We start from the raw sequence: 22,061 nt of genomic DNA on the forward strand, positions 1-22,061 counted from the left end.
TTAATGGCCAGACCGAAAGACCAGAAGAAGCGGCGTGAACAGCTCATTGCGGCAACCGCCAACGCCGTCCTGCTGCATGGCTCCACTGAGATGCGCCTGGCGGACATAGCCGAAGAAGCCGGACTGGCCTCCGCCTCCGTCCTCTACTACTACCCGGACGTCCAGGAACTCTTCACCGCGGTATTTGAGAAGGGAAGCGTTCAATACTGCGAAGAGCGCGAGGCGCACGTCGCTCAGGAAACCACGCCGCTCGAACGCCTCCATGCCTGCATTCGCTCGGGGATACCCCGGCCCGGCCCAGCCGAAGAGGCAAGCCGCATCCTTTATGAGCTGACCCCGGTGGTGCTGCGCAACGAAGCAGCAGCAGCGCAACACAAATCCTTCATCTCCCGGCAGGCCGCCCTATACGAACGCGTGCTCGAAGAGTGCCAAGGCACCGGTGAGTTCCGTCTCCTCATGCCCGTGAACATCCTGGCCCGGAGCTTCGTAGCCCTGGAGGACGGCTATGGGATCGACGTCCTCACCGGCGCCATCACAGCCGACGAGGAAGAACAGTGGCTCCTCCAGTACGCCCACACCGTCCTGGCACCAGAATCAATGCCAATCAGCTAACGCCTTGCCGACTCAAGGGAGGCGAAAGGCGCTATGGACCAGCGCCATTTGATGCAAACAGCCTCAGCCTTCAACCTGGTTTGGCGCCGCGTCCCCTTGGGCCTCTTGGTTCTTGCGTCCGGCCCCACCGGCGGCCATGAGCTCCAAGCGCTTCAAGGTTTCCCGGTTACGCAGGTCGATTAAAGGGTCTCGCAACGCCTTGGGAACCAGTTTGCCGGGCCCGCGCACAGCGTCCTCGGCGATGGAAACCCGACATCTGCCGTCGTCGAGGCCTTCGAGGGAGATGCGGACCTTGGCTTCGCCAATGGGCCATCCCCGGGCCAGCAACTCCAGGGACACCCCCGGCTGTGCAGCGGTTACGCGGGTGCTGTCATTGATCAGCAGCGGCCACGAACCCACCGAGTGATGCAGGTGCGAGCCGACCTCCGGCCACTCCTCGTCCACATCGCGGATCCGCGAAGCACCCACAACCCAACCGGAGTAGAGCCACCCATCGGCGATCACCTTCCAGACGTGGGCTGGCGGTGAATCAAAGACCTGGGTCACGGTGGACATGTGGATCCTTTCTACACGCCATCAAGCAACGGCATAGCCTTAAGCTAAGCATGCTTATTGATTCTCGGCCAGCAGCGTGGGATCAATCTTCGAAATGGGCCTCCGCCCGTTGCTCTCCTGACACACGGGAGACCATGTCCATCGCGATGGCATACAGTTTTTGGTTGCGATCGCTCGATGCCCTCCGGAGGACGTCGAACGCCTCGGCTTGGCTGCAGCGGTTCTGGGCCATGATCATTCCGCACGCCAAGTCGATCACGGTTCGGCTCTCCATGTCGGCCTTAAGGTCGTCCCCCCGCTGGTCGGAAGCGCAATCCTCAGTGCCAAACGCAGGGCCTTACTGGACATGTCAGCGAACAACACAGCGTCAGCGACCACGCCCTCGGTGTACAGGCCAGCCTCGGGAGCAAAGAAATTCAATACCGCCTGCGAGTCATCCCCCAAGGTCATAGGGACGCCCAAGGCGCTGTCGATTCCGGCCTGAAGCAATGCGTCCGAGTATTTCGGCCACCGCGGATCCGAATGCACGTCGCCCAAAAGTACAGGGACCCCACTATCGAGCGCGTCCACACACGGACCCTGCCCCAAGGTCTGTTCAATGCGGTCCAGCACGATTGCCCGTTCGCTGCTCCCGCCAAGGGTCGCCGTCCGTTTGCGTCGACGCAATGTCACTGCGCATTCGATCCGCGTATTGGTGACCCTGGTCATCATCCCGGCACCGAAGCCGGTCATACCCTCCAAGAAGGACTTAACATCCTCCGTGGCGCCGATGAGATCAACCAACCGCTCAAAATCATCTGCCCAATCCTCGGCCACCATGGATCAAATCTAGAAGAACCGACGGCACCCCACAACAGTTGCGTGATCCAACCTCGGGATCCCCGCTGGGTTTCCCCCTAACCGATGGTTGGCAGGACGCTCGGGGCGCTTTCCACCCTCACCTTGACCTCGGCGTCGACGGTCCTGACTTCTCCGTCCACCTGGTAAGGGAGGGGCTTGAGGGTGGTGAACTCGTAACTGCTGACGCTCGGCTGTTCGCCCAATCCCTGCGTGGTGGCCCGCAACGCAGTCAGCAAAACTCGCCACTTGGGCATGTGCGGAAAGACAATCACCTCGAACTTCCCGTCCGACGGTATGGTCTCAGCTTCGCTAAGCGTGGCGTACTTGGCCATTTCGCGGATATTGGCGAAGACCAAGCTATCGAACTTGCGGCGCTTTCCGTCGGACTGCCGGATGGAGAACGGCTTGAACTTGGAGAAGGTCTTGATGACCGTCACCATTTCCTTCAAAGCACCTTTACTGCCCTTTTCAAGCTCCGTCGCAACCACGGGACTGAGACCGAATCCGATGTACGAATGCGCGTACTCCAGCGGCTCGTCATCGTTTTGGCCGGTATGGATACGGAGGAGGTCGATGTTCCGCACCCTGCCCTCCACGATGGCGTCCTCGAGTGGCTTGGTTCCCGTGATCCGGCTGTGATCGTTGGCGTTCCCAGCAGCAAGCACCGCGCACACAGCCTTGGGGTTCCCCGCCTGCATCACCCCGTTGACTACCTCGTTGTACCCGCCATCCCCACTGACCGATACCACCAGGACGCTGCGGTCCCCCGCGGCGGCGTCGCGGGCAAGATCGACGGCGTGGCCAGCGTGTTCCGTGGGCCGGAGAACGATCTCGGGCGCGTAGCTGATGAGATCTTGCAGCTTGTCATGCAACTGCTGCGCCAGCTCAGGAGCGTCCCCCGTGCTGTTGGGATTGAAAATGATGACGATCGATTCAAAGGTCCGGGCAGAATCCATGATGTGCTCCTGGTTCATTGCGAGGTACCTTACAGCGGCTGTTTCCCTCGGAAGTTCCCATCCTATTCGCAAAGCGACAGTGCCCCTTGCATAAGGCGGTCCGAAAAGGGGGTTCGAACGGGGGTTCCGCATGGGCTCCGGACATGAAAGCATGAAATTGCGTCTTCAGAAGTGGGGACCTCAAGGACAATGAGCTGACGGACGCTTCGGGCCCCCCAGCGGCGGGGAAAGTCCATGGAATCAGACCCACTGCAGGCTGCAAGAACGCTGGTGCAAAAGCACGACATATCCTCTGACGACTTATGGGCTTGGTATTGGGCAAACGGAGGAAGCGCAGAGCCCCTCGACTTTGACGCCTACCTTTTCGGCCTCGAAGACCGCGATCCCTTCGACATGAAGATTCTCGCCTGGGCGATGGAAGACATGGAGGAGCGCTCCCTCCTCTAATTGAGCGACACCTCCCCTAACCCGCGACAGCTACTGTTGACCCATGGCTACAGTTCTTGAGGCCGACAGACTGGTTGTGGGCTACGCCGGGTCGCCGGTGTGCGGTGAAGTGTCCGTATCAGTGAGGGCCGGCGAGGTCTTGGGAGTTGTCGGGATCAATGGTGCCGGCAAGTCCACTGTGGCGCGCACCATCGCTGGTCGGCAGGCTCCCTTGTCCGGGCACGTCAAGGTCCACGGACTCCTCATAGACCCCGACGCCGTGCCGTTTCGTCGCGAGGTCGCAGCGGTCTTCGACGAGGACCTCTTCTTCCCGTCCTTAACTGTGCGCGAGCACCTGCTTCTGATCGCCCGTGGCCACTCGTTGGACCAACCCGAAGCGCGGGTTGAGGAGGAACTGGCGTTCTTCGGGCTCGCGGGACGCGCGGACGCAGTACCAGATGCCCTCTCTTCCGGCCAACGCCGCCGGTTGCTTCTGGCCGCCGGGCTGATTCGTCCGTCGTCGCTCCTTATCCTTGACGAACCCGAACAGCGCCTTGATCCCCAAATGCGCGTGGCCATTGGCGGCCGCATTGCCCACCACGCGCGGGCTGGCGGTGCGGTTGTCTTAATAACCCATGATCCCCAGTTGTTGCTCGCCACCGCGTCCAGGTGTTTGGTGATCGACGAGGAAGTGCAGGAATTCAAGCCGGACAAGGGAGCGTCCATCATTGCCGGCTCTTAAGGCCCCCGCCTCCGGGAAACAGGAGTCCAGCCGCGTACTGTCCGCAGAAATCGTCCGCTTCACGCATCGTTCAGCGCGTCGGTATGAACGCCGGCAGATCTCTTGGGGCGACCGCTTCATCGACGTCTACAACAACGTGCTCGGACTCGGCGTCGCACTGGCCATGGCCGGTTCCTTCGTCTTCGCCATGCGGAACGAGATTGCCCTGCGGACCGCGGTGTCGAGCATCGTTCGGAACCAGTGGTTCGTGCTGCCGCAGCCTGCTCTCTGGAGCCTCCTGGGCTTGGCCGTCCTCGCTTCGATGAGCAACCTGTCCCGCAAGCTGGGACCGATCACCGTTACCGGGCCCGAAAGCACGTGGTGGCTTCCGCTCCCCCTCGACCGGCGTCCGATGGTTGGTCCCCGGTTCCTCCGCAAAGTAGCCCTTACCACCGTGGGCTCAGCACTCGCTTACCTCTTGTTCAGCGTGATGACTTCCCTCGGCCGCAGCCCCGGGGAGCATCTCATCGCATCGGTTGCGTTTGGTGCGGCCGGCATGATTGCAGTGCTATTGGCAGCGACGCAACAGCTCGGCATCCTCCGAGGACGGCTCGGACGATTCGTTGCCGCACTGGTACTGCTCCTGAGTGCTGTTGTGCCTGCCCTTGCGCCCGGGCCCCTACCCGTAGCGGGGCTGTGCGTGGCCGCCGTCGGGCTCTTGATACTCGTCGCACCCAGAGCCGGGCTGGTGAGCGCCGAAGAGCTGACTCGGGGAGGAGCGCTGGCCAGCCAGGCCAGTGCGTCGCTGTTCGCAATGGACTCCAATGAGGTGTTGCGCGCGCTGGGCAGTGGGAAACTGCCGTCCAAGAACGACGGCGGTCGGGCGGCTGCTTTCTATGGCAAGCCTGTCCGCGGGCCTGCCGCGGCCTTGATCCGTGCCGACATAGTGGCCTTCCTGCGTTTGCACCCACCCCTGCTTCCGCCCTTCGTTTGGCTCGGAGCGTGCGTGGCTTCGCTGCTGGTGGAAGGGGGGCTGCCGGAATTCGTACAGCTGGCAATCATCGTCATTGCCGGTTGCGCCACCGCCGCAGGGATGGGCAGCATTGCCCGACGTGCCGCACTGGTACCGGAACTTGATGCTCTGCTGCCGTTGAACGGGGCAGTGGTCCGGACCAGTAGGATACTAATGCCTGCAGCTGCCATGGCTCTTTGGATGACGGTTCTCAGCGCACTATTGGTGTTGCTCGGCGCCGCTGATCCTGCCCTCGTCCCCTAGGGAGCCTTGGCAGGTGTCGGGATGGGCGCCGGGACGCTCCGCGCGGCCACGAGACCAGGGGCGGACTGGTCGATACCACCGATTGAAACGCCTTTCGGACCGGTTCCCCGGGCTCAGCTCACATCAGTTATGCGGGGACTGGATGTGACCATCCTGGCGATGATTCCCGTGGTCTTCTCCCTGTACTTGGGACGTGTCCTGTTGCCGGTCATGGCGGTCCAGGCGGTGTTCAGCGCGGGTATCTTCCTGGTGGTTGTTCTCTCACGTCCGCGCCGTAGCCAGGGCGGGGTTTAGTCCGTTCCCAGAGCAGTACTGCATCAGAGCATGACGGTGCCCTCGATGCACGTGCTCGACGCTCCGCCGACCCACACCACCCCATCCACGGCCTGGACGTGAATCCGGCCTGCCCGGCCCAGCACCGTGCCCTGCGCCGCGACGTACTCTTGGGGCGCACGGCCACTGCCGGTCAACCACTGTGCCGCCCCGGCATTGAAGCTGCCGGTCACCGGGTCCTCCGTCATGGCATCCCCGGGGATGAACGTCCGGACCTCAAAATCGACGCCGGTTCCAGCCCGATGCGGTCCGATCACGCCTACTTTGAGCTCGCCCATCTGCGCAAGGTCCGGGTCGATGGCGAGCACTTCTTCAGCTGAACCCAGGAGTACTCCGATCCACTCGGGTCCGTTGACTAACCAGGCAGCGTCGAGCATGGATTTTGCAGGAATCCGCAGACTTGCAGCCAACCTGTCCCGCAGCGCGTCGCTTACTGCCTCAAAACGTGTCAGTGGGGGCGCCGCAAACGCCAGCCGCCCGGCGTCGTGCTTGATCCGCACCAAACCGGCGGCGCATTCCTGGACCACCACCCCGTCGGCCTTGGGCGTACCGCCTGCACGGAGCCAGGTGTGCGCCGAACCCAGTGTGGGGTGGCCTGCGAACGGGAACTCCTCGCTGCCAGTGAAGATCCGCACCTTGTAATCCGCGGTAGGGTCTGTGGGCGGCAGCAGGAACGTCGTTTCCGAAAGGTTGGTCCAGTTGGCAAAGTGCTGCATCGTTGCACTACTCAGCCCCTCGGCGTCGACGACGACGGCCAGCGGGTTCCCGAGGTATGGCACCTCTGAGAAGACATCGACTTGGTGGAACGGACGGATACGTGTGGATTCTGGGCTCACTGCTGCAGGCTACCATCGGCATGGTTGGACCCGGCACGGATGGACCCAGTGCTGTTGGACCAGGCGCGCTTGGAACCGGCGCGGTTGCAGGTGACGAAAGCAAAGGACCCCCACCTCCGGAATCCGGCGGCGGGGGTCCTTTTTTGCAGTCTGGGACTACTTCCCTGCTACGACCTCAAGGTCGATCACAGCGGAGACGTCCTCGTGCAGGCGAACGTTGGCTTGGTACGAACCGACAGACTTGATGTGGTTCGGCAGTTCAACATTGCGCTTGTCGATTGCGCCGAGGCCAGCGGCCTCAACAGCAGCAGCGACGTCAGCCGGCTTGACCGTGCCGAAGAGACGACCGGACTCGCCGGCCTTCACCTCGAGCTTGACCTTCTTGGAGGACAGCGCGGAAGCCTGAGCCTGTGCAGCTTCAACCGAAGCGTGCGCACGAGCAGCACGGGCTGCCGTGATGGACTCGACCTGCTTCTCGCCACCCTTGCTCCAAGTCAGAGCGAAGCCGCGGGGCACCAGGAAGTTACGTGCGTAACCGTCCTTGACCTCGACGACGTCGCCAGCAGCACCGAGACCGGTTACTTCGTGGGTCAGAATGAGCTTTGCCATGTTAGTTACCCTTTCCCTTAGCCGCGGCCAGCGCCGGAGTAAGGCAGCAGTGCAACTTCGCGGGCGTTCTTGATTGCCTGGGCGATCTTGCGCTGTTCCTGAACGGTAACGCCAGTGACGCGACGAGCGCGGATCTTTCCGCGATCGGAGATGAACTTGCGCAGCAATGCTACGTCCTTGTAGTCGATGACAGTGATGTCAGCGGCCTTCAAGGGGTTGGACTTTGGTTTGGGCTTACGGAGTTCAGCCTTAGCCATCGTGGAGCTCCTATTCTATGGAGCCCGTGGATATTGATCCACGGGATGGTGGTGTTCGACGGCCTTCCCCGCCCGGGTGCCTTTCGGCAAACTGGCGGCATCCGGCGTCGGACGATTTCTTGGTGTTTAGAAGGGAGGTTCTGAATCCGGGCCGTTGCCCCAGCCGCCTGCATTGCTGACACCGGGCGTAGCCCAAGGGTCTTCCTGCTGTGCGGGCTGGTTGCCGCCCCAGGTTCCTCCGGAGTTGCCGCCACCCTGGTTTCCACCAGGAGCGCCGCCTCCAAAGCCACCGGAATTACCGGCGTTACCGCCACCGAAGCCACCCTGACCCCCGCCGGAGCGCTGGGTACGGTTGACCTTGGCGTTTGCGTAACGCAGGCTGGGGCCGATTTCGTCGACCTCCAGCTCGATAACTGTGCGCTTTTCGCCTTCTTTTGTTTCGTAGGAACGGCTCTTCAAACGGCCGGAAACAATGACGCGCATGCCCTTTGTGAGGGACTCGGCCACGTTCTCAGCTGCCTCACGCCACACCGATGCGCGGAGGAACAGGGTTTCCCCATCCTTCCACTCATTGGACTGGCGATCGAAGGTCCGGGGAGTAGACGCAATGGTGAAGTTCGCTACCGCCGAACCTGACGGTGTGAACCGCAGTTCGGGGTCATTGGTGAGATTACCGATGACCGTAATAGTGGTTTCGCCTGCCATCTACTGCCTCCTTGTTCGTTCCTGCGGGGTAAAGATTGAAAGCCGGGAGCTGAAATTACTCAGCTACAACCTTCTGCTCTTCGGGGCGGGTGATCTTGGTGCGCATGATGGTCTCGTTGAGACTCAGCTGGCGGTCAAGTTCCTTGGCGGTTTCAGGCTTGGCGGTGAAGTTCACCACGGCGTAGATACCTTCGGACTTCTTCTTGATGTCGTAAGCGAGGCGACGGCGGCCCCAGATGTCAACCTTTTCGATGGTTCCACCATCGGTGGTGATGACATTCAGGAACTTCTGAAGCGACGGCTCTACGGTACGCTCTTCGACCTCGGGGTCGATGATTACCATCAATTCGTAAGGACGCATATGTGAACCCACCTCCTTTGGGCTAAGCGGTTACGGCATTTCCGTAACAGGAGGTTCATTTGCGATGCTGCGCACACGCCCCCACCGAAAGACCGGCAGAGGGCGTAACACAGACTTCAACATCTTAGTGCATCTCCTGCACTCAAAGCTATTCGGCAGGATTGGGCCGTGGAAGCGGACAAGTTGTCTATGTGGATAACGGTTCGGGCCACCCGTGATACTTGGACCATGACCGTCTTGAAGTCCATCACCCTCTTCATCCTTGCTGCGGCGGCGGAAATCGGCGGGGCGTGGCTCATCTGGCAGGCCATCAGGGAGGGCAAGGCCTGGTGGTGGGCTGGCCTGGGTGTGGTTGCGCTGGGAATCTACGGGTTCTTCGCTGCCTTCCAGCCCGAGGCCCACTTTGGCCGCGTTCTCGCTGCGTACGGCGGAGTGTTCATCGCCGGGTCTCTCGCGTGGGGAATGCTGGTGGATGGTTTTCGGCCGGACCGCTGGGACGTCATTGGCGCCCTGGTCTGCATGGCTGGAGTGGCCGTGATCATGTTCGCACCCCGCGCTGGCAGTTAATCCTCACAGCTGCGGTTAATCCTCACACCGGCACGGTGTCCGAACACGACGAAACCCCCGGAAGATTGTGGATCTTCCGGGGGTTTCACACTGTGCGCGGAGGGGGACTTGAACCCCCACCCCCTTTCGAGGACTAGCACCTCAAGCTAGCGCGTCTGCCATTCCGCCACCCGCGCAGGTGGTCAGGAGAAGCGTGTTTCATTTTCTCCTCGACAGCAGCAAAGACACTAACACGAAGAGCGGCAATCCACAGATTCGGGAGTTCGGCACCCTGGGACGGGCATGGTGCGGGCAGCGCGGGGCGCGCGTATCTACCACCCCGAAATGGTTAGGGTGAATAAATGAACAACGTCAGAGAGAGACGCAGCCGGTTGCGGTTGGTCATTATGTTGGTGGCCGGAGCGGCAGCCTTCGTTGCCGCCGGAGTGTTGTGGGGCTGGGTGGACGCCCCCGCGGTGGGTTGGGCGGTGGCCGCGCTGATCTACGTAGTGTGGGTGTGGCTCGTCATCGCGCGCATGGACCCTGACGAAACCCGCCTCCACGCGACCTCCGAGGATCCGTCCCGCGCAGCTACGGACCTCCTGATACTGATAGCTAACCTTGCCAGCATTGCCGCGGCCGCCGCCGTGATCGTCAACTCACATATCGACGGCTCGAACAGCCGCGTGTACGCGGCCGTTCTGGCTTTGGTGTGTGTAGCCCTTTCCTGGATGCTCGTCCAGACGCTTTTCACGCTCCGGTACGCCGAGCTTTACTACAGTTCGAATAAAGGCACCGGCGGGAAGCCGGGCGGCATCAGCTTCAACCAGGACAGGCCACCGCAGTACACCGATTTCGCCTACCTGGCCACCAGCCTGGGCATGACCTACCAAGTGTCGGACACCAATCTGGAAAACCATCGGATCCGAGCCGAAGCCATGAAGCATGGCTTGCTGTCCTACCTCTTCGGCACGGTAATCCTCGCCGTCACCATCAACTTGGTCATCGGACTGGCCCAGTAGCCATCCGGCAAGTCCACTGACAACCAAAAACCCAGCAGCCGCCGTCGAACGTTCGACGGCGGCTGCTGGGTTAGGCGGTTGGTGCCAGGGATTACGACGTCGGCCCTGCGCCGACCCCTGCGCCCTCGGTTTCGGTGCTGCTCGCACCGGTGTCCAAGCGGCTGTTCCGGCGGCGGTACCGCACGACGCCGATGACGACCACCACGGCAGCCAGCGCCAGCGAGAGGAACAGGGATTCCCGCGTGGATTCAATAATGATCATTCCGATGATGAGCGCCACGATGCTGCCGATGGAGATCCAGGTGAGGTACGGGAAGAGCCACATCTTGAGTTCAAGTTGCTCGGCAGCGGCTCCCATTCGCCTGCGGAGGATGAGCTGGGAGGCGGCGATGACGAGCCACACGAACAGCGCAATGGCACCGGAGGTGTTCACCAGGAACAAGAACACTGTGTCCGGGGCAATGTAGTTCAGGCCCACGGTGATGAACCCAACCACGGTGGAAGCCAATACTGCTGCAGCCGGAACGCCCCGCTTGGAGATCTTCATCCACGACTTGGGCGCGTCACCGCGCTGGGAGAGGGAGAACAGCATGCGGCTGGCAGTGTAGAGACCCGAGTTCAGGCAGGAGAGCACCGAGGTCAGGACAACGATGTCCATGATGGTGCCGGCTCCCGGGATTCCGTAGAGCTCAATGACGGCCACATAGGGGCTCTTGGCAACGGAAGCGCTGTTCCACGGCAGTAGCGTCACCACAATGGCGATCGAACCGATGTAGAAGATCAGGATGCGCCAAACAGTGGACTTCACGGCCTTTTTGACGGCGTCCACGGGGTTCTCGGATTCTCCGGCCGCGATGGTGGCGATTTCCGCGCCGAAGAAGGAGAAAACCACCACGAGGATGCCGGCGAGCACCGCTCCCGGACCGCTGGGCATGAAGCCGCCCTTATCCAGGAGGTTGCTGACGCCGGGCGCCGGAACGCCTGGGATGAGGCCGAGGATGGCCGCGATCCCGGCGAGGAGGAAGATGACGATTGCCGTGACCTTGATGGAGGCGAACCAGAACTCGAACTCGCCGTAGGATTTCACGGATCCAAGGTTGGTCAGTGTCAGGAGGACCATCAGCAGCAGCGCCCAAACCCACTGATCCACGCCGGGAACCCAGCGGTGCATGATGGCCGCACCCGCAGTGGCCTCGATGCCAAGAACAATGATCCAGAACCAGGCATAGAGCCAGCCGATACTAAAACCGGCCCAGCGGCCCAGGGCTTTGTCTGCGTAGGTGGAGAATGAGCCGGTTTCCGGGTTGGCTGCAGCCATCTCGCCCAGCATGCGCATCACGAGGATGACAACCAGGCCGGCAGCGAGGTAGGCAACGAGGATCCCCGGGCCGGCTTGCTGGATGGCAGCGCCGGAGCCGACGAAAAGCCCTGCACCGATCACGCCGGCGATGGCGATCATGGAGAGGTGCCGCGGCTTCAGGGACTTGGAAAGCTGTTGGTCAGCGTGCATGGATTGGCGCCGTCCTTTAGGTTTGAGGTAGGCCACAGTGGTGTGCCACGGGCCACATGACTAGATCACGCTAACGTGCCGGGACCGAGCGGGTACTGTGCGACCAAACATTTTGCCTGTGCTCGAATTGGCACGCCCGCACAAAAAGTATGATTTTAGGAAACAGGTGTTTCATCAGGGGAATCGACATCCCCGCCCTGAAGCGAGTGCTTGATGCTTTGCCTCAGGCGCCTGCGCGGAAGAACACCTCAAGGACGTCGGTCAGGAACCGTGGATCCCGAACTCCGCAAAGTTCGCGTGCCGAATGCATCGACAGGAGCGGAACGCCGACGTCGACTGTTCGAATACCCAAACGGGTGGCGGTCAGCGGCCCGATCGTAGAGCCGCAGGGCAGATCGTTATTGGAGACGAACTCTTGGTACGGCACGCCGGCCGCTTCGCAAAGCTTGGCCCAGACAGCCGCGCCCGGGGCATCAGTGGCGTAGCGCTGGTTGGCGTTGATCTTCAGCAACGGCCCGCCGTTGAGAACCGGGCGGTTCACGGGATCGTGCCTCTCGGGATAGTTCGGATGGACAGCATGACCGGCATCCGCTGACACGCAGAACGACGCCGCAAGGGCCCGCCGCCGCTCGCTCACGGATGCACCAAGGCCGTCCGAGACGCGCGTCAAAATGTCCTCGAGAATAGGCCCGCAGGCGCCGGAGCGGGAATTCGAGCCGAGCTCCTCGTGGTCGAAAGCTGCCAGTACTGCGATGGGCCCGCTGGTTGGTTCGGTTGCGGCATGCGCGATCAAGGCGACCAGCCCGGCATGGGTCGAGGAGAGGTTGTCCAGGCGCCCGGACGCAAAGAACTCGCTGTTGGCCCCGAAAACCGCGGGGGCCTGCGTGTCTGCCACTACGACGTCGTACCCGGCGATCCGGGCCGGATCCACAGTGGCGCCTTGAACGCGATCGGCGAGCACCGCCAGCAGATCCGCCCCATCGGCACCTTCATCCCCGGCCTGGCCGAAGATGGGGTTCATGTGTTGCTGCTTTGACAGCAGCAATCCGTTGTCATTGACTCCCCGGTCCAAGTGGATGGCCAGTTGCGGGAAGCGGAGGAGCGGTCCAGTGGCGGTGAGGTGCTCGGTGCCGTCAAGTAGGACCAGGCGGCCGGCAAGCTGGAGCTCCCGGTCCAGCCACGAGTTCAGGAGTGGGCCGCCATAGACTTCGACGCCGGCCTGAAGCCAGCCGAACTTGGCAGTGGTGGGTTTGGGCTTGAGTTTGAAGGAGGGTGAATCGGTGTGGGCACCCAAAATGTTGAAACCGGTGGTTGGTCCTGCGCCTTCGGGGGTCAGCCACGCTACCAGCGCACCGTCCCGGACAATGTAGAACTTGCCGGCCCCGCCGGCCCACGGTTCCAACTCGTCCAAGCGTGTGAATCCGGCGGCATCCAGCCTGCGGGCAGCTTCGTGGACAGCGTGGAAGCTCGACGGCGACGCCGCCACATACGCGCCGAGGTCCTGGATGTGGGCATCTGCTGCGGAGGCATTCGAAGACATTCACCGAGTCTAGCCGCGCATGGTCTAAGGCACCTCAATCGTCAGGTATGTGCAGTATGAACATTTCCATATGCTTGTAATGCCCATCACAATGTGCCACGATAGCGCCAGCAGCTCATCTCGGAAGGCTCCTCATGAACATTGAACTAAAACAAGTCCGCAAGCTCCGCATCCATTGGCCCATTGAGGTTGGAACGATGACGCAGCTGGCCGGTGGCAACCTCACGGCGTTGGAAGCCGACGCCGGGATTGCTTTGCTGCTGCAAACTCTCGCGGACATCCCTGAGTTGGGCGGTTTCGGCAACTACCACCATGTTTTCGAGTCCTCCGCCGGGTTCGAAGGTTTCACCGTTGCCGAAGGCGCCAACCCCACCTTGGGGCTGGTGGGACAACGAACCATTTCGCCAACGTTCGTTTTCACAACGTACTTTGACTACGCCATGAGCGAGGCAGAGGTCCAGGACATGATCCAACAGATTGTCCGCATTCATCCATGGGAAGTTCCGGTTATCGAAATTTCCGGACCCATCAGCGTCTCCACCAGCGTTGAGGCACCGGCTTTCGGCATGCCGGCTGTCGAAAGCCGGGTGGCCTGATGCAGGGCACGTCTCCCCGGTTGTGGGCCGACTTGGCGGCGCTCTTGAAGGGCCGTACCTACACGGACCTTACCCATGCGTTCCACCCGGGCCAGCCACGGTTCGCGGCATTCCCCGATGAAACCCGCGAAGCCCTCTTCGACATAGAGAAGGGGGATGGCTTCACAGCCCATCGGTACTCGATCGTGGGTCAGTGGGGCACCCACGTCGATCCGCCGTCGCACTTCATCCGGGGCGGCTTGACCCTGGACAAGATTCCTGTCGAACAGATGCTGCTGCCGTTGGTAGTCATAGATATCAGCCAACGCGTGGACGCCAATCCTGATGCGACGCCCACCCTTGCGGACGTGCAGGGTTGGGAAGCCCGGAACGGGGACATCCCCGAGGGTTCGTTCGTGGCACTTCGCACAGGATGGAGCCGGCGGTGGCCGGACCCCGAGGCGATGGCAAACAAGGATGCAGCGGGTATCAGCCATACTCCTGGCTGGTCGCACGAGGTTCTCAAGTACTTGATCGAAACCCGGCACGTGTCCGCCGTGGGTCATGAGCAGACCGATACCGATCCCGGCATCGCGACCTCCCGGCAGGACTTCAGCCTGGAAACCTACGTGCTCGCCCAAGGAAAGTGGCAGATCGAACTCCTGGCTAATCTGGACGGTGTTCCAGAGGCAGGCGCGATCATGATCGCCACGTGGGCCAAACCGTTGGGAGGCAGCGGCTTTCCGGCCAGGGTCTTCGCGATCCACTGACGCGGGATGGGTGTGGCTAGAATCGAGCCATGTCAAAGACCTCCAGCATGGGCCGCGGGATGATGGCCATCCTCGCCCTCGGGGCCCGTCATGCGCAAGGGTACGACGGCGGTTCGGTCGCCGACATCGCGGCCCAGCTGGATAAAGACCGCAGCCAAGTGTCAAGGAGCCTCAAGGGTGCCCAGCTGGAGGGCTTCCTGGCCCGTAATGACCAGCGGAACTACAGCTTGGATTGGTCCATCCTGACGGACGCCCAGCTCGTTACGGAGCAACGGCTCCGGACCGACGGCCTCACCGCGCTGGAGGGCTTGGCCACCGAAACCAACGAGGCCTGCTTTTTGGGAGTGCTCAGCGGAAACAGCACCGTGACCATCGCTGAGCATGTTCCCGCGAGTGCCAACCTCGTGGGTTCCTGGCTGGGACGCCCCTACCCTGCCTACTGCAGCGACGCCGGCCAGGCCCTGCTATGGGATACGCCCGACCACGAGGTCCGCAAAGTCTTCGAATCCGTGGAGTTCCTGAAGCATGGACCCAACACCCCCCGCTCCGTGGATGACTTCCTGGACCGCCTCAGGACCTCCCGCGCCCGTGGCTACTCCATAGTTGACGAGGAAGCCGAACCCGGCCTGTATTCCCTCGCCGCTCCCATCCGGGATTTCAAGGGCGAGGTTGCCGCCGCGATACAGATCGTCGGCCCTAAGTCCCGCATGGAGCCACTGAGGGAGAGCCACGCCGTCGTACTGAACTCCTGGCGGGATTGGCTCGAATCAACTGTTGGGGGACCAGCAGATACCAGTCCGGATATTTTCGGGAGTTGAGCAGCGCTAGGAAGCCGGGTGCGTGAACGGAACGCGATCGAACGAAATGACGTCTGATGAGTCACCGGGATTCACGGTGACTTTCAGCCAGTCCTTGGCATTGTTGGAGCCGTCCACCGTGACCCGGGTCAGGTTCTTCGCTGCCGTGGCTTGGCCATAAAAGGACAACCACGACGAGCCGGCCGCCAAAGGGTGGTCCTGGTTATAGACGTGGCTGTCTCCATTGATCAGGTAGACCGGCCCTCCGAAGGAGTTCGATTCCTCGATCAGGGTCTGCACCAGGGGCTTGAAAGCGCCAAAGTCCGCCTGGCTCGGGGCAGCGACCGTAGGGTCGAACATATCCGCCTGAGTCATCACGACGACGGCACGGTCACCGTTGTTTCGTGCGGTGCGGAAGGTGTCCTTCAACTCCTCGATGTCGGCCCGGGTCCGCGTCTGAACCTCACTCACTTGGGCGGTGGTGGGCTGGGTTTGGCCAAGGCCCGTCCAAGGCAACATCGAGTTGTCGCTGCCGGGGATATTGACGGCTGTGAAGGCAACCTCGTGCTTGCGGAAGCTGACGTTCTCGGGGAAGCCCTCCTTGGCTTGCGACTTCACCTGCATCGGTGCGCCAAGCGTGACGCCGGGCTTGGGAAAGAAGGTTTCCCGGACCTTGGCCAGCCTTTCAAGGGGGTTGTAGGCTCCGTTGTTCGGGCGATGGCAATCTGTCCATTCGTTGTCCCCCGGAGTGTAGACAAGCGGGGCCGTGAAGCTGTCAAAGTTGCTTTTGATGGCGTCGAAGTACTGGTCTGTGCACTGGGAAGACCCGTTCTTGATGTCACCTACGTGGGCGACGAAGCTCAGTTCCTTGTGCGCGTTGAGATCCTGGATGTAGGAAGGGAACGCTTGGATTTCGGCGGCACCATACGGCACGTCCCCGATCACTCCGAAGCTGAACCCATCCGTGTTGCCTTGGTGTCCGTTCCCGTTCGGCTGTCCCGACGGGCCGCCGTCGTGGGCTGCAAGGGCGGGCGGGGCCAGCAGCGTCGCGGACAGTAGCGCGGCCCCGACCGTTGCTATGGCGACTCTAGTCATTGAACGCATGAAACTCTCCTCATCGTTGTCCGATACCGGGACGAGGCTATTGGGATGAGCTGAATGACAGGAGTCGCCCACGTGAATCTTTGCCCTTTGCCATGAAGCAAGATGTCATAACCTACGGTAGGGAAAGAGGGATTTGTGGTGATGACTGACGGAAAGGGTGCCACCTTGGAGAGCAACCGCTTGTTGCGTCGCGGGTTGGCCCTTGAATATGCCACCCTCGGCTGGAACGTGATCGGGTTGGGCATCCTGGCCGTGGCCGCCGTCGGTGCCTCCTCGCCGGCCCTGGCCGGATTCGGCCTGGATTCCCTGATCGAGGTCTTCGCCTCCGTAGTTGTGGTGTGGCAGCTTAAGGGTGTCCATGCTGACCGTGAGGCGCGGGCCATGCGGTTGATCGGAGTGGCGTTCGCGGTTCTGGCTGCATACTTAGTGGTCCAGTTGGTCATTGTGATCGCCAGTGGTGTCCGGCCTTCCGGCTCGGCCTTGGGCATTGGATGGACGGCGCTGACACTCGTAGTGATGCTGGGCTTGGCTTGGGGAAAGATCCGCACGGGCCGTGTCATGGGCAACCCGGTGCTGAGAGCGGAAGGCAAGATCACCCTGATCGATGCCTGCCTATCCGGCGCGGTCCTCATCGGGTTGGTCCTCAACGCATTGTTCGGGTGGTGGTGGGCGGACCCGCTGGCTGGGCTGGTCATCGTGTACTACGCCGTTCGCGAGGCTATGCACGCTTTGAAGCCTGAACCCGGGGCGCCCGGGGAAGCGACGGCATGAACTGGTGGGAACCGGTGATGGTTATCATCGGTGGCGTTGCGCTGATTTACGCGGTCCTACTGATCCTGCTGGCCGTTTACGCCCGGCGGCACCCGGAGACGGTAGGCATGAGGGAAGCACTCCGGTTGCTTCCCGACCTCCTCATCCTGTTGCGCCGGTTGACTGCTGATAGGACACTCCCGCGCGGCATCCGTATCCGCTTGGTCCTACTGCTGGTCTATCTCGCCTCACCGATTGACCTGGTTCCGGATTTCCTGCCCGTACTTGGATACGCCGACGACGTCGTCATCGTGGCCCTCGTGCTGCGCTCGGTCATCCGCAAAGCAGGTGCCGGACCATTGGAGAAGCACTGGCCCGGCACCCCGGCGGGTCTCGCAATGATCGAACGCGTGGCCGGCATGTCGGCGACGCCTTCTGCTGGGCCCGGGACGGATGACTCCGGGAGGCAGTAGGTTCCCGAACGCTACCCAGCACCCAGCCGTAGGGCAGCGGCGTGCAGGGCACCGGCGATGTCCACTTCGGCTTTTTCAATGCTGGTCCGCCCACCTAAAACGCTGATGGCAGCCACGACGCTGCCGGCGGGATTCCGAATCGGGACGGCGGCTTCCCATACGTCATGCTCGAATTCTTCCGCCGCCAGAACGAGTCCCCTCGGCCGATCCCGGTCCATAAGGTCACTGACCTCAGTGACTGAGTGGGCCGCCGCAGGACCGCCGACGCCGATGAAGTTGACGTCCCTGAGCAGGGAGTCGAGCTGGGCCCGGGAGTGGTCCCACAAGAGCGCACGCCCCGAGCCGGTGCACCAAACCGGCGTGACCATGCCCGGTTTGGCGAACCCGCCCAGTACTGAATTGTTGGTGGAAGAGCGCAGCAGGAGGACCCGGACACCCTCGCGAACAGAGAGCCGGGATCTCAGGCCAAAGGTAGATACCAGCGCCTCCATCTCAGCCGCTGATTCCCGGACCCAGCCGACATTGAGCGAGGCGGCCAAACTGAAAAACCGGGGGCCCGTCCGGAAAGGACCTCGCTCCACCCGTTCCAGCAGTCCCAGATCGCAAAGCTCCTGTGCCAACCGCGAAACGCGGCTCTGCTCCATGTCCAGCTCCGCCGCCAGCTGGGAAACACCTAAAAGCTGGCGTCCCTGCTTTTCGCGGTCCGTTACCATCCGAACGAGGCGAAGGCCCTGAGCCAACGAGGACGCCTCGGGTGATCCCTCCAAGAAACGGCTCCTTCCGAAAAGCGCTTCGGCCATTCTGACATGCCGCCAAACCTACGGGTGCCCAGCCAACCTACGAATGTTCAGCCAACCTGCGCCCTGCGGCCATAGCGGAAGTGGAAGAACGCATAGCACGCGCCAACGAACGGTACCCCAAAGTACAAAGCAGCTACCTGGTTTGGGTCCATGGCAATGCCTATGAGGGAGATGAAGCACAAGGCGAATGCAAGAATCGGTACCAGCGGAAAGAGTGGGGCCTTGTAGGCAAGGTCGCTGACTCGACCGCCGTTGCGGACGAACTGACGGCGATGGAAGAAGTGCGATGCGGTGATCGACATCCAAACCCCCACCACTGCGAAACCTGCAACGGAGACGAGGGCGAGGTAAACGGTTTCCGGGGCAACAATGCTGCTGATCAAGGAAGCCAACCCGCCGAGCATGCTCACGGAGAGTGCAGCCAGGGGTATTCCGCGGCGTGTCAGCTTTTTGAGGGCTTTGGGCGCTTGGCCCTCATCCGCCAAGGAGTAGAGCATGCGAGCACAGGAGAACAGGCCGCTATTGCCCGCGGACAGGAGCGCGGTGATGATGACGAAGTTCATGATGTCCCCTGCGAAAGGTATCCCCACCGAGGAGAAGACCGTCACGAAGGGACTCTCGTCCAGACCCACCTGGTCGAAAGGCACCGTAGCTGCGATCACTGCAATTGCGCCGACGAAGAAGATGAGAAGCCGAACAACGGTGCTGCGCATGGCTTTGGGAATGTTCCGCGCAGGGTCTGCCGTTTCGCCGGCTGCGACACCGATGAGCTCTGATCCGGAGAAGGCATAGAAGACAGCGAGGGTTGTTACAAGGACGCCGCTAAGGCCGTTGGGGAACAAACCGCCCGACGTGTTGAAGTTTTCGAAAAGGAACGGGTGATGGTCCGATTCCGACAGCGGGTGGAAGCCCAGGACAGCCGCTCCGCCGAACACGATGAGGGCAATAATTGCACCGACCTTGACAATCGAGAACCAGAACTCCGACTCACCGAAAAACCGTGACGACACCGCGTTGAGGCCGAAGAGAACCACAGCAAACACGGCACACCAAACCCAGACGTCCACGCCCGGAAACCAGCGTTGCATGAGCAATCCGGAGGCCGTGAATTCGGAGCCGATTGCCACGGCCCAGCACAGCCAGTAGAGCCATGCAGTGGCGAAACCGGTTGCGGGTCCAATGGAACGTGACGCGTAGATATGGAATGCTCCGGACACTGGGTAGGCAATGGCCAGCTCCCCAAGGCATGCCATCACCAGATAGACCACGAACGCCCCGATAAGGTAGGCGATGACCGCACCCAGGGGGCCGGCCTGGGAAATGGTGTATCCGGAGCTCAGGAACAATCCGGAGCCGATCACCCCGCCCATCGCGATCATCACGAGGTGGCGGGCACCCATTGACCGGCGAAGGCCGGTTTCGGGCGCCGGCGCCGCGTTGGTCGCTAGGGTGTCAGGTTCATGTTGCAGTTCCAAAGGGGCCGAAGAGGTTGAAGAATCCATGTGATGTCTCCGTTGTGTGACAGATGCTGACGGTACGCCTGGGACATCCGGGGTGTGGCTGCCTAAAAGGGCGTCTGTAGTGACGAAGGTAACACAAAGTTCTCACCCGTGGTCATTAAAGACATTTATTAATGCATATGTTGCACACGGTTACACGGAGTACGTATCCGAGCCGGACCTATCGTCAGTAGTCCGGATTGCTGGGCACCACAAGGCCTGTTTCGTAGGCGTACACCACGACCTGGACCCTATCGCGCAGTTGCAATTTGCTCAGAATCCGGCGGACATGGGTCTTCACAGTCGCCTCGGAGAGGAAGAACTTGTGCGCGATTTCCGCATTGGACAGGCCTTCAGCGATGGTCGTAAGGATCTCCGTTTCCCTCGGCGTCAGGCCATCAAGAAGGGGATCCCTGGGCGGCGTCTGCGGGTTACCCGGCACCGAACCTCCCCGGACATACGTCTCCAAGAGCCGTTGGGTCACGCGAGGGGCCACGACGGCGTCGCCACTGGCCACCACCCGCACCGCCTGCACGAGTTCGGCGGGCGCGACGTCCTTGAGCAGGAAGGCGGACGCGCCAGCCTGCAGGCCGCTGAACGCGTATTCGTCAAGGTCGAACGTGGTGAGGATGATGACCCGTGCTTCCGAGGATAAATCCGCAATTCGGCGCGTGGCCTCAATGCCGTCCATCGTTGGCATCCGGACGTCCATCAGTACGACGTCGGGCTGAAGCGACTCTACTTGGCGGACAGCTTCGGCTCCATCCGAGGCTTCCCCGACCACGGTGAGGTCTTCCTCGCCCTCAAGAATGAGGCGAAACCCCATGCGTAGCAGCGGTTGGTCATCCACCAACAACACCTTGATCCTGCTTTCGATCACGATTCCCCCTTTTCACCATTCCAGAGCAGCTCAGCGTGGACCGCCCAGCCTCCCCGTTTGCCCGGCCCGGCAGTAACCGTTCCGGCATAGATTCCAGCGCGTTCCCGCATCCCCGCGATCCCCTGCCCCGAGCCCAGGCCGCCGAGGCTAGCCATCCCGCCTGCGGGATCGGCGGACGCATCCCGGGTGCCGCGGCCGTCGTCGAGCACGTCTATGGTGACCAAATCGCCGTCGCGGGTAACGTGTACATCCACTCGGCCCAGGGACCGGCCGTACCGCAGCACGTTGGTCAGGGACTCCTGCACGATCCTGTAAACGGTCAGCTCCAATGCGGGATCCGCTGGGAGGGCCGGGCCCATGTGTGCGTAGTGCAGCGGAAGGCCTGCAGTACGGAATCCCTCCAGGAGCTTGGCCAGGTCCAGCCCCGAAGCGAGCGGGGTCAGGGGCGCGGGCTTGCCGGTATCGTCGCGCAACACCCCGAGGACCCGGCGCATGTCCGCCAAGGCTGCCCTGCCTGTCCGGGACAACTCGCCCAGAACCAGTCCGGCACGGTCCGGGTCTTTCTTGACCACAACCGCGGCGCCGTCGGAAAGACTGATCATCACGGTGAGCGAGTGGGCCACGACGTCGTGCATTTCCCGCGCTATCCGGTTCCGTTCGGTGACCTTGCCGAGTTGCGTGGTCCTGGCGGCCCAGGCGGCGATTTCGGCTTCATGCTCCCTGCGCTGCCGGACAGAGATCCCGATGCCCGTTGCCAGTAGGTTCGAGAGCATGATGGTCACCGCGGTGGCGATGTTGTTGATCAGGTGAAAATTTTCCGGGACGTCCTGGAGTGTCCCGGCGTTGGACGGACTCGTCCACATGAACAGGTAAAGAAGGCTTAGCGGCAAGCTCGCACCGACAAAAATTGCCAATGCCGAGGCCCTTGGCTTCGTGGCCGCCATCGCATAAAGCGCGAACCACAGTCCTGCCGAAACGTTGGAGCCCCACGGGTTGAGGATCGTCGCGGCCACTTCCAAAAGCGCGACTGCCAGCACCACCTGGACGGGGAGCTCGCGCCGGAAGACCAACGCTGTAGCAATCAGCAGGAGCAACGCAACCACCAACCACTTGCCTTCGCCAATCGAAGCGATGATGGTGGGCAAGGCCAAAAGCAGGTAGCAAAGGACCACGACGGCGTTCATGGCGCGGGGGTGCTGGTAGAAGTACCGCCGGATCCGGCCCCTGCGGCGTTGGGTAATTTCAGCGAAGGACGCGTCGACCGTCATGGCCGCCGCGTCCTTCTGCAGTGGAGCTTCACTCATGGAA

28 protein-coding genes and 1 tRNA gene are annotated in these 22,061 nt (G+C 61.8%); 12 read left to right on the forward strand and 17 right to left on the reverse strand.

Features of this window, described 5'->3' with window-relative positions; all coding sequences use genetic code 11:
- Positions 1-3: 3 nt before the first annotated feature.
- Positions 4-612, forward strand: coding sequence for a TetR/AcrR family transcriptional regulator (locus QRN42_RS07165; protein WP_284978576.1), 609 nt, complete (start codon positions 4-6; stop codon positions 610-612).
- Between the two features lie 63 nt (positions 613-675).
- On the opposite strand, the gene QRN42_RS07170 is transcribed toward QRN42_RS07165, so the two are convergent.
- The 4 genes from QRN42_RS07170 to QRN42_RS07185 all read right to left on the reverse strand — a co-directional run bounded on the left by QRN42_RS07170 (position 676) and on the right by QRN42_RS07185 (position 2,963).
- Positions 676-1,167, reverse strand: coding sequence for an SRPBCC family protein (locus QRN42_RS07170; protein ID WP_284978577.1), 492 nt, complete (start codon positions 1,165-1,167; stop codon positions 676-678).
- Between the two features lie 82 nt (positions 1,168-1,249).
- Entirely contained in the window at positions 1,250-1,426 is a 177-nt protein-coding gene (locus tag QRN42_RS07175) for an ANTAR domain-containing protein (protein WP_284978578.1), read from the reverse strand.
- Entirely contained in the window at positions 1,423-1,986 is a 564-nt protein-coding gene (locus tag QRN42_RS07180; RefSeq protein ID WP_284978579.1) for a GAF domain-containing protein, read from the reverse strand. Before QRN42_RS07180 ends, QRN42_RS07175 begins: the two co-directional genes overlap by 4 nt.
- A gap of 77 nt (positions 1,987-2,063) precedes the next feature.
- Complete coding sequence (locus QRN42_RS07185; protein ID WP_502869482.1) at positions 2,064-2,963, reverse strand: diacylglycerol/lipid kinase family protein; 900 nt, start codon at positions 2,961-2,963, stop codon at positions 2,064-2,066.
- A 234-nt stretch (positions 2,964-3,197) separates the two neighbouring features.
- On the opposite strand from QRN42_RS07185, the gene QRN42_RS07190 reads away from it, so the two are divergent.
- From QRN42_RS07190 to QRN42_RS07205, 4 genes are all read left to right on the forward strand, one after another.
- Complete coding sequence (locus QRN42_RS07190; RefSeq protein ID WP_284978581.1) at positions 3,198-3,410, forward strand: hypothetical protein; 213 nt, start codon at positions 3,198-3,200, stop codon at positions 3,408-3,410.
- Between the two features lie 43 nt (positions 3,411-3,453).
- The gene (locus QRN42_RS07195; protein ID WP_284978582.1) at positions 3,454-4,131 is read left to right on the forward strand and encodes an ABC transporter ATP-binding protein; all 678 of its coding nucleotides are present in this window, start codon (positions 3,454-3,456) and stop codon (positions 4,129-4,131) included.
- Complete coding sequence (locus QRN42_RS07200; RefSeq protein WP_284978583.1) at positions 4,118-5,386, forward strand: DUF6297 family protein; 1,269 nt, start codon at positions 4,118-4,120, stop codon at positions 5,384-5,386. The genes QRN42_RS07195 and QRN42_RS07200 overlap by 14 nt, the downstream gene beginning before the upstream one ends.
- A 129-nt stretch (positions 5,387-5,515) precedes the next feature.
- Positions 5,516-5,680, forward strand: a complete 165-nt coding sequence (locus tag QRN42_RS07205) for a hypothetical protein (RefSeq protein WP_284978584.1) — start codon at positions 5,516-5,518, stop codon at positions 5,678-5,680.
- 23 nt (positions 5,681-5,703) lie between these two features.
- Here QRN42_RS07205 and QRN42_RS07210 read toward each other — a convergent pair whose 3' ends face one another.
- The 5 genes from QRN42_RS07210 to rpsF all read right to left on the reverse strand — a co-directional run bounded on the left by QRN42_RS07210 (position 5,704) and on the right by rpsF (position 8,487).
- Positions 5,704-6,555, reverse strand: coding sequence for a PhzF family phenazine biosynthesis protein (locus QRN42_RS07210; protein ID WP_284978585.1), 852 nt, complete (start codon positions 6,553-6,555; stop codon positions 5,704-5,706).
- 156 nt (positions 6,556-6,711) lie between these two features.
- The gene (gene rplI / locus QRN42_RS07215; RefSeq protein ID WP_284976980.1) at positions 6,712-7,164 is read right to left on the reverse strand and encodes a 50S ribosomal protein L9; all 453 of its coding nucleotides are present in this window, start codon (positions 7,162-7,164) and stop codon (positions 6,712-6,714) included.
- Positions 7,165-7,181: 17 nt separating this feature from the next.
- Positions 7,182-7,421 (reverse strand): 30S ribosomal protein S18, encoded by a 240-nt coding sequence (gene rpsR / locus QRN42_RS07220; protein WP_003800144.1) that lies wholly within the window; start codon positions 7,419-7,421, stop codon positions 7,182-7,184.
- 126 nt (positions 7,422-7,547) lie between these two features.
- Positions 7,548-8,126: a single-stranded DNA-binding protein gene (locus tag QRN42_RS07225; protein ID WP_284976979.1), complete on the reverse strand. Its 579-nt coding sequence runs from the start codon at positions 8,124-8,126 to the stop codon at positions 7,548-7,550.
- 55 nt (positions 8,127-8,181) lie between these two features.
- Positions 8,182-8,487 carry a 30S ribosomal protein S6 gene (gene rpsF, locus QRN42_RS07230; RefSeq protein WP_028267876.1) on the reverse strand — a complete coding sequence of 102 codons (306 nt, stop codon included), beginning with the start codon at positions 8,485-8,487 and terminating at the stop codon, positions 8,182-8,184.
- 228 nt (positions 8,488-8,715) lie between these two features.
- Between rpsF and QRN42_RS07235 the strand changes: the two genes are divergently transcribed.
- Entirely contained in the window at positions 8,716-9,054 is a 339-nt protein-coding gene (locus QRN42_RS07235) for a YnfA family protein (RefSeq protein ID WP_284978586.1), read from the forward strand.
- Positions 9,055-9,147: 93 nt separating this feature from the next.
- Here QRN42_RS07235 and QRN42_RS07240 read toward each other — a convergent pair.
- Positions 9,148-9,230, reverse strand: a tRNA-Leu gene (locus tag QRN42_RS07240).
- 165 nt (positions 9,231-9,395) lie between these two features.
- On the opposite strand from QRN42_RS07240, the gene QRN42_RS07245 reads away from it, so the two are divergent.
- The gene (locus tag QRN42_RS07245) at positions 9,396-10,055 is read left to right on the forward strand and encodes a DUF1345 domain-containing protein (RefSeq protein ID WP_284978587.1); all 660 of its coding nucleotides are present in this window, start codon (positions 9,396-9,398) and stop codon (positions 10,053-10,055) included.
- A gap of 91 nt (positions 10,056-10,146) precedes the next feature.
- Here QRN42_RS07245 and QRN42_RS07250 read toward each other — a convergent pair whose 3' ends face one another.
- On the reverse strand, positions 10,147-11,565 hold the full coding sequence (locus tag QRN42_RS07250) for an amino acid permease (RefSeq protein ID WP_284978588.1): 1,419 nt from the start codon (positions 11,563-11,565) through the stop codon (positions 10,147-10,149).
- A gap of 223 nt (positions 11,566-11,788) precedes the next feature.
- Positions 11,789-13,105: a M18 family aminopeptidase gene (locus tag QRN42_RS07255; protein WP_284978589.1), complete on the reverse strand. Its 1,317-nt coding sequence runs from the start codon at positions 13,103-13,105 to the stop codon at positions 11,789-11,791.
- A 134-nt stretch (positions 13,106-13,239) separates the two neighbouring features.
- Here QRN42_RS07255 and QRN42_RS07260 point away from each other — a divergent pair, with 134 nt between their 5' ends.
- From QRN42_RS07260 to QRN42_RS07270, 3 genes are read left to right on the forward strand one after another with little or no spacing between them, the layout of a single operon-like run.
- Complete coding sequence (locus QRN42_RS07260; RefSeq protein WP_284978590.1) at positions 13,240-13,701, forward strand: hypothetical protein; 462 nt, start codon at positions 13,240-13,242, stop codon at positions 13,699-13,701.
- Positions 13,701-14,450 carry a cyclase family protein gene (locus tag QRN42_RS07265; protein WP_284978591.1) on the forward strand — a complete coding sequence of 250 codons (750 nt, stop codon included), beginning with the start codon at positions 13,701-13,703 and terminating at the stop codon, positions 14,448-14,450. Before QRN42_RS07260 ends, QRN42_RS07265 begins: the two co-directional genes overlap by 1 nt.
- A 29-nt stretch (positions 14,451-14,479) precedes the next feature.
- The gene (locus QRN42_RS07270; RefSeq protein WP_284976972.1) at positions 14,480-15,268 is read left to right on the forward strand and encodes an IclR family transcriptional regulator; all 789 of its coding nucleotides are present in this window, start codon (positions 14,480-14,482) and stop codon (positions 15,266-15,268) included.
- 6 nt (positions 15,269-15,274) lie between these two features.
- Here QRN42_RS07270 and QRN42_RS07275 read toward each other — a convergent pair whose 3' ends face one another.
- Positions 15,275-16,351: a metallophosphoesterase family protein gene (locus tag QRN42_RS07275; RefSeq protein WP_284978592.1), complete on the reverse strand. Its 1,077-nt coding sequence runs from the start codon at positions 16,349-16,351 to the stop codon at positions 15,275-15,277.
- Positions 16,352-16,492: 141 nt separating this feature from the next.
- On the opposite strand from QRN42_RS07275, the gene QRN42_RS07280 reads away from it, so the two are divergent.
- Positions 16,493-17,122, forward strand: coding sequence for a cation efflux transmembrane domain-containing protein (locus QRN42_RS07280; protein WP_284978593.1), 630 nt, complete (start codon positions 16,493-16,495; stop codon positions 17,120-17,122).
- Entirely contained in the window at positions 17,119-17,574 is a 456-nt protein-coding gene (locus QRN42_RS07285; protein ID WP_284978594.1) for a YkvA family protein, read from the forward strand. The genes QRN42_RS07280 and QRN42_RS07285 overlap by 4 nt, the downstream gene beginning before the upstream one ends.
- An 11-nt stretch (positions 17,575-17,585) precedes the next feature.
- Here the strand turns inward: QRN42_RS07285 and QRN42_RS07290 are convergent, their stop codons facing one another.
- The 4 genes from QRN42_RS07290 to QRN42_RS07305 form a co-directional block, all read right to left on the reverse strand.
- On the reverse strand, positions 17,586-18,341 hold the full coding sequence (locus QRN42_RS07290; protein WP_284978595.1) for an IclR family transcriptional regulator: 756 nt from the start codon (positions 18,339-18,341) through the stop codon (positions 17,586-17,588).
- 80 nt (positions 18,342-18,421) lie between these two features.
- Positions 18,422-19,876, reverse strand: a complete 1,455-nt coding sequence (locus QRN42_RS07295; protein WP_284978596.1) for an amino acid permease — start codon at positions 19,874-19,876, stop codon at positions 18,422-18,424.
- 184 nt (positions 19,877-20,060) lie between these two features.
- Positions 20,061-20,753, reverse strand: a complete 693-nt coding sequence (locus QRN42_RS07300; RefSeq protein WP_284978597.1) for a response regulator — start codon at positions 20,751-20,753, stop codon at positions 20,061-20,063.
- Positions 20,750-22,057 (reverse strand): sensor histidine kinase, encoded by a 1,308-nt coding sequence (locus QRN42_RS07305; RefSeq protein WP_284978598.1) that lies wholly within the window; start codon positions 22,055-22,057, stop codon positions 20,750-20,752. The genes QRN42_RS07300 and QRN42_RS07305 overlap by 4 nt, the downstream gene beginning before the upstream one ends.
- Positions 22,058-22,061 lie beyond the last annotated feature (4 nt).

Origin of the sequence: Arthrobacter sp. fls2-241-R2A-200, from assembly GCF_030209745.1 — a bacterium.
Lineage (GTDB): Bacteria > Actinomycetota > Actinomycetes > Actinomycetales > Micrococcaceae > Arthrobacter.

Excerpts from the sequence above, each read along its gene's own strand:
- rplI (WP_284976980.1), bottom strand. The coding sequence starts at position 7,164 with ATGGCAAAGCTCATTCTGACCCACGAAGTAACCGGTCTCGGTGCTGCT.
- QRN42_RS07260 (WP_284978590.1), top strand. The coding sequence starts at position 13,240 with ATGAACATTGAACTAAAACAAGTCCGCAAGCTCCGCATCCATTGGCCC.
- QRN42_RS07255 (WP_284978589.1), bottom strand. The coding sequence starts at position 13,105 with ATGTCTTCGAATGCCTCCGCAGCAGATGCCCACATCCAGGACCTCGGC.
- QRN42_RS07235 (WP_284978586.1), top strand. The coding sequence starts at position 8,716 with ATGACCGTCTTGAAGTCCATCACCCTCTTCATCCTTGCTGCGGCGGCG.
- QRN42_RS07250 (WP_284978588.1), bottom strand. The coding sequence starts at position 11,565 with ATGCACGCTGACCAACAGCTTTCCAAGTCCCTGAAGCCGCGGCACCTC.
- QRN42_RS07245 (WP_284978587.1), top strand. The coding sequence starts at position 9,396 with ATGAACAACGTCAGAGAGAGACGCAGCCGGTTGCGGTTGGTCATTATG.
- QRN42_RS07185 (WP_502869482.1), bottom strand. The coding sequence starts at position 2,963 with ATGGATTCTGCCCGGACCTTTGAATCGATCGTCATCATTTTCAATCCC.
- QRN42_RS07265 (WP_284978591.1), top strand. The coding sequence starts at position 13,701 with ATGCAGGGCACGTCTCCCCGGTTGTGGGCCGACTTGGCGGCGCTCTTG.
- QRN42_RS07280 (WP_284978593.1), top strand. The coding sequence starts at position 16,493 with ATGACTGACGGAAAGGGTGCCACCTTGGAGAGCAACCGCTTGTTGCGT.
- QRN42_RS07295 (WP_284978596.1), bottom strand. The coding sequence starts at position 19,876 with ATGGATTCTTCAACCTCTTCGGCCCCTTTGGAACTGCAACATGAACCT.
- QRN42_RS07190 (WP_284978581.1), top strand. The coding sequence starts at position 3,198 with ATGGAATCAGACCCACTGCAGGCTGCAAGAACGCTGGTGCAAAAGCAC.
- QRN42_RS07195 (WP_284978582.1), top strand. The coding sequence starts at position 3,454 with ATGGCTACAGTTCTTGAGGCCGACAGACTGGTTGTGGGCTACGCCGGG.
- QRN42_RS07205 (WP_284978584.1), top strand. The coding sequence starts at position 5,516 with ATGCGGGGACTGGATGTGACCATCCTGGCGATGATTCCCGTGGTCTTC.
- QRN42_RS07165 (WP_284978576.1), top strand. The coding sequence starts at position 4 with ATGGCCAGACCGAAAGACCAGAAGAAGCGGCGTGAACAGCTCATTGCG.
- QRN42_RS07270 (WP_284976972.1), top strand. The coding sequence starts at position 14,480 with ATGTCAAAGACCTCCAGCATGGGCCGCGGGATGATGGCCATCCTCGCC.
- QRN42_RS07180 (WP_284978579.1), bottom strand. The coding sequence starts at position 1,986 with ATGGTGGCCGAGGATTGGGCAGATGATTTTGAGCGGTTGGTTGATCTC.
- QRN42_RS07305 (WP_284978598.1), bottom strand. The coding sequence starts at position 22,057 with ATGAGTGAAGCTCCACTGCAGAAGGACGCGGCGGCCATGACGGTCGAC.
- rpsR (WP_003800144.1), bottom strand. The coding sequence starts at position 7,421 with ATGGCTAAGGCTGAACTCCGTAAGCCCAAACCAAAGTCCAACCCCTTG.
- QRN42_RS07275 (WP_284978592.1), bottom strand. The coding sequence starts at position 16,351 with ATGCGTTCAATGACTAGAGTCGCCATAGCAACGGTCGGGGCCGCGCTA.
- QRN42_RS07285 (WP_284978594.1), top strand. The coding sequence starts at position 17,119 with ATGAACTGGTGGGAACCGGTGATGGTTATCATCGGTGGCGTTGCGCTG.
- rpsF (WP_028267876.1), bottom strand. The coding sequence starts at position 8,487 with ATGCGTCCTTACGAATTGATGGTAATCATCGACCCCGAGGTCGAAGAG.
- QRN42_RS07170 (WP_284978577.1), bottom strand. The coding sequence starts at position 1,167 with ATGTCCACCGTGACCCAGGTCTTTGATTCACCGCCAGCCCACGTCTGG.
- QRN42_RS07225 (WP_284976979.1), bottom strand. The coding sequence starts at position 8,126 with ATGGCAGGCGAAACCACTATTACGGTCATCGGTAATCTCACCAATGAC.